Below are 5,442 nucleotides of genomic sequence, written 5' to 3' on the forward strand. Positions count from 1 at the left end.
TCGGACTACCCGATGCTGGACTGCGTGGAGGAGCACGAGCCGCAGCGACTGGTGGCGGCGCGCACGTTCGACCTGACGAACGACCCGTTCCTGCTCCAGCACCAGCTGCACTCGGTGCCCATCATGCCGGGCACCTTCGGCTTCGAGATGCTGGCCGAGGGCGCGGCGCTCTTCCGGCCGGACCTGGCGGTGCTGCGCGGGGAGGAGCTGCGGATCGACACCCCGCTCAAGTTCTTCAAGGCCCCGCTCTCGGGCGAGCAGTCCAAGGGCAAGCCCGTGCACGTCCAGCTCTCGGTGAAGGTGGTGAAGCAGCAGGGCGAGGAGGTGACGGTGCAGGTGGAGACGAGCAGCGAGCTGGCGCTGGGAGGCCGCTCGGAGCTGACGCAGCGCCGGGTTCACCACCGGGGGCTCTTCGTGCTCGGGCCGCCGCCGCGCCTGGAGCCGGGCACCGGCAAGCTGCCGGACGCCCTGCCCGGTGCCCGGGCACGCTCCATCTTCCACCTGGCCCGGGAGCCCGTGTACCTGGGCCCGCTCTTCTGCCGCGCCGAGTGGGTCTACGTGGGCGAGCGTGAGGTGGAGGGCATCGTCCGCGCCCCACGCCAGCGTGAAATCTTCGCCCACGTGGCGAGGCCGCGCTTCCAGTTCGACCCGCTCCTGCTGGACGCCGCCTTCCAGGTGGCCGCCAACTGGGACGGCTACCACCATGACCTGGTGTCCATCCCCATGGGCGTGGACCGGCTCATCCGCGGGCGGCTGCGGCGCCCGGGCGAGTCCGCCCATGTGAAGGCGAAGCTGCTGAAGGTGGACGGCGACGAGGTCACCTACGACATCGAGGTGCAGGGCGAGGACGGTGGCCTGCTCCTCGGGGTGAACGCGCTGTGGCTGCGGCGGCTGCGCTCGCGGTGAGCCCCGACGCGCTGCCCGCCCGCGTATGGCTGCCCGGCGGGCGGGAAGTGGTCCTCGGCTGGTGCGAGGTGGGGCCGGAGGATGACGCCTCGCTCTCGCCCATCGAGCGGCAGGGACTGGCGCGGTGCAGGACGGACAAGCGGCGGCGCGAGTTCGTCGCGGGCCGGCTCGCCGCGCACCGGGCCCTGGAGCTGTTGGCGCCGGGGACTCGGGCTGAGGTGACGGCGCGCGCCGACGGGCAGGACGCCGGACGCCCCCTCCTGGAACCCACGCATGGGCTCGCCCTGTCCCTCACCCACTCCACCGGGCTGGCGGTGGCGGCGCTCGCCCGAGGCGCGCCGCTGGGCGTGGACCTGGAGCGCACGGTGGAGGTCAGCGAAGCCTTCCTGGAGGAGGCCTTCTGTCCGGGCGAGCGGGAGGGCTACGAGCCCCTGTGCGCGGGCCGCATGGACACGACCACCGCCACCTGGGCGATGAAGGAAGCGGTGCTGAAGGTGTGGGGCGTGGGGCTGCGCGCTCCGCTGCTGCGGGTGGCGGTGCGGCCGGCGCTGCTCGCCGAGCGCGGTGGCCTCCTGTCCTTGAGGCTCACCGTCGAGACAGAGGCCCTGCCGCCACACCTCGGAGCGCCTCCCACACTGCTGGACGCCGTCCTGCTGGCGTGGGAGGACCGGGTGCTGGCACTCGCGGGCTAGGAGTTGACGCGCTCCTGCTCGGGGGCGCTCTCGGAGCCGACGGTCGCCTCCTCCGGCGGGGACATGATGGTGATATGGGGCGAGTCGCCGACGCGCTGCGCGTCCCTCCAGCCGTACTGGCGCACGAAGCCATTCACCCGCTCGGCCACGCTGCGCATCTGGTTGGCCGCGTCGTCGCTGGTGCGCAGACTCGTCATCGTCTGGTCCATCACCCGCGTCAGGTCATTCACCGCCTGGAAGATCTGCCCGATGCCGCTGTTCTGCTGCGTCACCGCCGCGGAGATCTGCCGCACCGCGCTCGCGTTGTCGCGCACGATGCCGGACAGCTGCCGGATGTTGTCTCCGAAGGACTGCACCTGCGTCAGGCTGGCCGTCACCTTCTCCGAGCCCTGCTCCGACATGTCCGCCGTGGTGCGGATGGCCGTGCTGAGCTGCTCCAGCACGTCGCGCACGCTGTAGGTGGCGCGGATGGACTGGTCAGCCAGGCTGCGGATTTCACGGGCCACCACACCGAAGCCCTTGCCGTGCTCGCCCGAGCGCACCGCCTCGATGGCCGCGTTGAGCGCCAGCATGTTGGAGCGGTCCGCCAGATCCTTCACCGTGGTGGTGATGTTGGCGATCTGCTGCGTCCGCTCGTCCAGCGCGCGGATGCTCTGCGCCATCTGGAGCACCTGCTGCTGAATCTCCTGAAGGCCGCCGAGGCTCTGCTCGATGGCCTTCTCGCCCGCGCGGCCGATCTGATCGGCGCGGTCGGCCTGCTGGAGCACGCTCTCGGCCTTCTGAGCGGCCACCATCGACGTCTGCTTGATCTCCTGGGCCGTGACCTGCGTCTCCTGGAGGGAGGTGGCCTGCACGGAGAGCGCCTGCGTCTGCACCCGGTGCGAATCGCCCAGCTGCTCGGCGGAGGTGCCCAGCATCTTCGCCGACTCACCCAGCGACAGGGAGAAGGCGCGCAGCTGCTCGAAGGCGGCGGCGGTGGAGATGGACAGGTCACCCACCTCGTCCGTGGCCACCCAGTTGGGCAGGGTGGGCCGGCCCGAGGCCAGCGACTCGATGGACTGCTGCACGGCCGTGGTGCCCGAGCTCTGGCTGCGCGCCAGCTCCCACGCCGTCCACGCCGCGGTGAGCACCAGGAAGCCGCCCACCAGGATGACCGGGAAGGAGATGGAGCTCATGATGCCGGCCACGCTCTCGCGCACGTACCCGAGCGTCTCCGGCGAGACCACCTTGCTCAGCTCCGCGAACATCTCGGCGAAGCCGACCTGCGCCTTCTTGAAGATGATGATGCCCGTCACCGTCAGCGTCGACAGCACGAAGAGGGCGAAGCAGTAGGGCAGGTACCAGCGCTGCTTGGGCCACAGCAGCCCGCTGTAGTTGAGCTGCACCTCGGGGTGCTTGTGGAACTCCTCGAGCGCGTAGGGGCGCATCAGCCGGTCGATCCACACCGACTGCCGGATGAAGACGATCAGCGCGATCAGCAGGAACGCCGACAGCACCTGGGGGATCATCCAGGGGTCGAGCCCGTACGTCATCTGCGGCCAGGTGACGTAGCCCACGGCCGCCACCGCGTAGAAGATGAAGAGCCCCACCTCGATCTTCCGGGAGATCTGAAGGATGCGCTTGAGGCGCTCCCCGGGCCGATCATGCGGCCGCCGCTCCAGGGCATCCTGCGTGATGCCGCGGATGAGGAGGATTGGCAGGGCGACGCCGAAGAGCGGGACGATGATCGAGACATTGATCAACGTGACACGCCAGGCGAGATCACCTGTCAGGCCCATGATCAACGCGAACATGTAGGCCGTGGGAGGCAGCGCGGACAACATCCCGACCTGCTGAAGCATGAAGATCTTCAACGTCAGGCGGTTCAACTCACCCTTGCTCATGATGTCGGCATGTTAGCACCAAACACGTCGGGGACCGCCAATCCTCACCGCCGGGTTGGAACGCACGCGCGAGGGCTTTTCCCTCTGAGGAGCCGCCGCGCGCCCGAGCAACAGGCCCGTTGCTGGATGAGCAAGCGGGCAGTCGTGAGACCGCCGACGCTCAAGGAAGATCCACGAGTGAAACGTCCCTCACCTTCAGAGCGAACTCCGTACCGAGCAGCCGCGAGGGGGTCTGGAATCCGGGTCTCATCCGGCCCTGGAGCACCTGCTCGGCGGCGAGCACCGCGGTGCAGGCGGTGAGGGTGTAGGCGTTGGGGCCGACCAGCCGGGAGACGACCTTGCGGCCGGAGTCATCCTCCACCTCGCCCACGAAGTAGCTGCGGCCCTCGTCGAGCTCCTGGGCGGTCGGGCCGCGCAGGCCGGACTGGAGCACGTTCTGGAGGATGGACTGGAGGGCAGTGGGATAGACGCCGTAGACCTCGATGTCGGGGATGCCCGTGGAGAGCCAGGCGGTGCAGAGATCGCCCCAGGGCACGGTGACGGCCTTGCGCGGGGTCCCATCCCCGAAGTCGAACGCGCGCGTCTTCCACCGGGGCGGAACGGAGACGAGCGCCCCGTCCTGACGCACCGCGCCTTTGTCCGTCATCATCTCCAGCATGGCGGAGGCGGTGCCGCGCGAGGGGCCGGCCGTCATGGCGAAGGCCAGCACCAGCCGCCGCGCCCCGGGCAACCGGCGCTGGAGGTGGGCGGCCAGACAGTCCGTGGGCACCACGTCGCACCCCACCCCGGGCAGCAGCATCACCCCGGCGCGCCGGGCCTCCGCGTCATGGGCGAGGAGCTGCTCGAAGACGGCCAGTTCTCCATTGATGTCCAGGTAGGGGATGCCGGCCCGGAGGCAGGCCCGCATCATCTTCTCCCAGGTATGGGAGAACGGCCCCGCGCAGTGCAGCACGAGCCCGACGTCCGCGAGCACCTCGGCCAGCGCGTTCTCGTCGTCGAGTCCTACCACCCGGTAGGGCAGACCCAGGCGCGAGGCGACCCGCGCCAGGGCGTCCCGGTTGCGCCCGGCGAGCAGGGGGCGCAGGCCACGCCGGCAGGCCTCCTCGGCGACCAGCTCCCCGGTGTAGCCGTTCGCCCCATAAATGAGGAATGACCCCTCCATAAGATTCTTCTTCGACCAAACAGGCACTGAAGTCCAGCCCGTGCCCCCCACTATGCCCGCCCCCCAGTTTGCGTATCCTAGGGACCTCAAGGAGAGACAGCCGCATGCAGCATCCGGAAGAGCGCGGGCAATCCAGGAAATTCGACCAGGCGGTGGTCATCGGAGGCAGCATCGCGGGCTTGTTGAGCGCGCGAGCGCTCTCCGATCATTTCAAGAAGGTGATCATCCTCGAGAGGGACGTCCTTCCCGAGGGGCCCGAGCCGCGCAAGGGCGCGCCACAGGGGCGGCACATCCACGCCGTGCTGGAGGCGGGCCTGAGGGCCATGGACGGCTTCTTCCCCGGCCTCGTCGAGGAGATGCAGCGCGAGGGCGTGGACCTCGTCGACCATGGCCGGGACGTGGCCTGGTTCCACTGCGGCGCCTGGAAGCCGCGCTTCGAGAGCGGATTCCAGACCATCCTGTGCAGCCGCCCCTACCTGGAGTGGAAGATCCGCTGCCGGGTCACCGCGCTGCCGAACGTGGAGCTGCGCGAGGGCTACGCCGTCGAGGAGCTGCTCACGGACGCCTCGCGCTCGCGCGTCACCGGGGTGAAGGTGAAGGGGCCCGAGACGACCGAGACGCTCGAGGCCGAGCTGGTCGTGGACAGCAGTGGCCGCGGGACGCGGGCGCCCCACTGGTTGGAGGAGCTGGGCTACGGCCGGCCCGAGGAGGAGCAGGTCGGCATCGACATGGCCTACACGAGCCGCTTCTACGAGCGTCCCGAGGGCTTCGACGACTGGAAGTCGTTCGCCGTGTACGC

The 5,442-nt window shown here is 69.7% G+C and carries 5 protein-coding genes; 3 read left to right on the top strand and 2 right to left on the bottom strand.

All coding sequences use genetic code 11. The features are described from left to right. Together VF794_RS03680 and VF794_RS03685 are read left to right on the top strand one after the other, a co-directional pair. Nucleotides 1-906 (top strand): polyketide synthase dehydratase domain-containing protein (locus tag VF794_RS03680; RefSeq protein WP_331107757.1); only part of this gene is annotated, 906 nt, incomplete at its 5' end. Beyond that, complete coding sequence (locus tag VF794_RS03685; RefSeq protein WP_331107759.1) at nt 879-1,598, top strand: 4'-phosphopantetheinyl transferase family protein; 720 nt, start codon at nt 879-881, stop codon at nt 1,596-1,598. The genes VF794_RS03680 and VF794_RS03685, both read left to right, overlap by 28 nt. Here the strand turns inward: VF794_RS03685 and VF794_RS03690 are convergent. Together VF794_RS03690 and VF794_RS03695 are read right to left on the bottom strand one after the other, a co-directional pair. After that, a complete protein-coding gene (locus tag VF794_RS03690) occupies nt 1,595-3,481 on the bottom strand; it encodes a methyl-accepting chemotaxis protein (RefSeq protein ID WP_331107761.1) in 1,887 nt (628 codons plus the stop codon). The genes VF794_RS03685 and VF794_RS03690 overlap by 4 nt on opposite strands. A gap of 160 nt (nt 3,482-3,641) precedes the next feature. Beyond that, the gene (locus tag VF794_RS03695; protein WP_331107763.1) at nt 3,642-4,643 is read right to left on the bottom strand and encodes a saccharopine dehydrogenase family protein; all 1,002 of its coding nucleotides are present in this window, start codon (nt 4,641-4,643) and stop codon (nt 3,642-3,644) included. Between the two features lie 104 nt (nt 4,644-4,747). On the opposite strand from VF794_RS03695, the gene VF794_RS03700 reads away from it, so the two are divergent. After that, nucleotides 4,748-5,442 (top strand): FAD-dependent oxidoreductase (locus tag VF794_RS03700; protein ID WP_414640868.1); only part of this gene is annotated, 695 nt, incomplete at its 3' end.

The sequence above is a fragment of the Archangium sp. genome (genome assembly GCF_036389735.1).
Classification (GTDB): Bacteria; Myxococcota; Myxococcia; order Myxococcales; family Myxococcaceae; genus Archangium.

Excerpts from the sequence above, each read along its gene's own strand:
- VF794_RS03690 (WP_331107761.1), bottom strand. The coding sequence starts at position 3,481 with ATGAGCAAGGGTGAGTTGAACCGCCTGACGTTGAAGATCTTCATGCTT.
- VF794_RS03695 (WP_331107763.1), bottom strand. The coding sequence starts at position 4,643 with ATGGAGGGGTCATTCCTCATTTATGGGGCGAACGGCTACACCGGGGAG.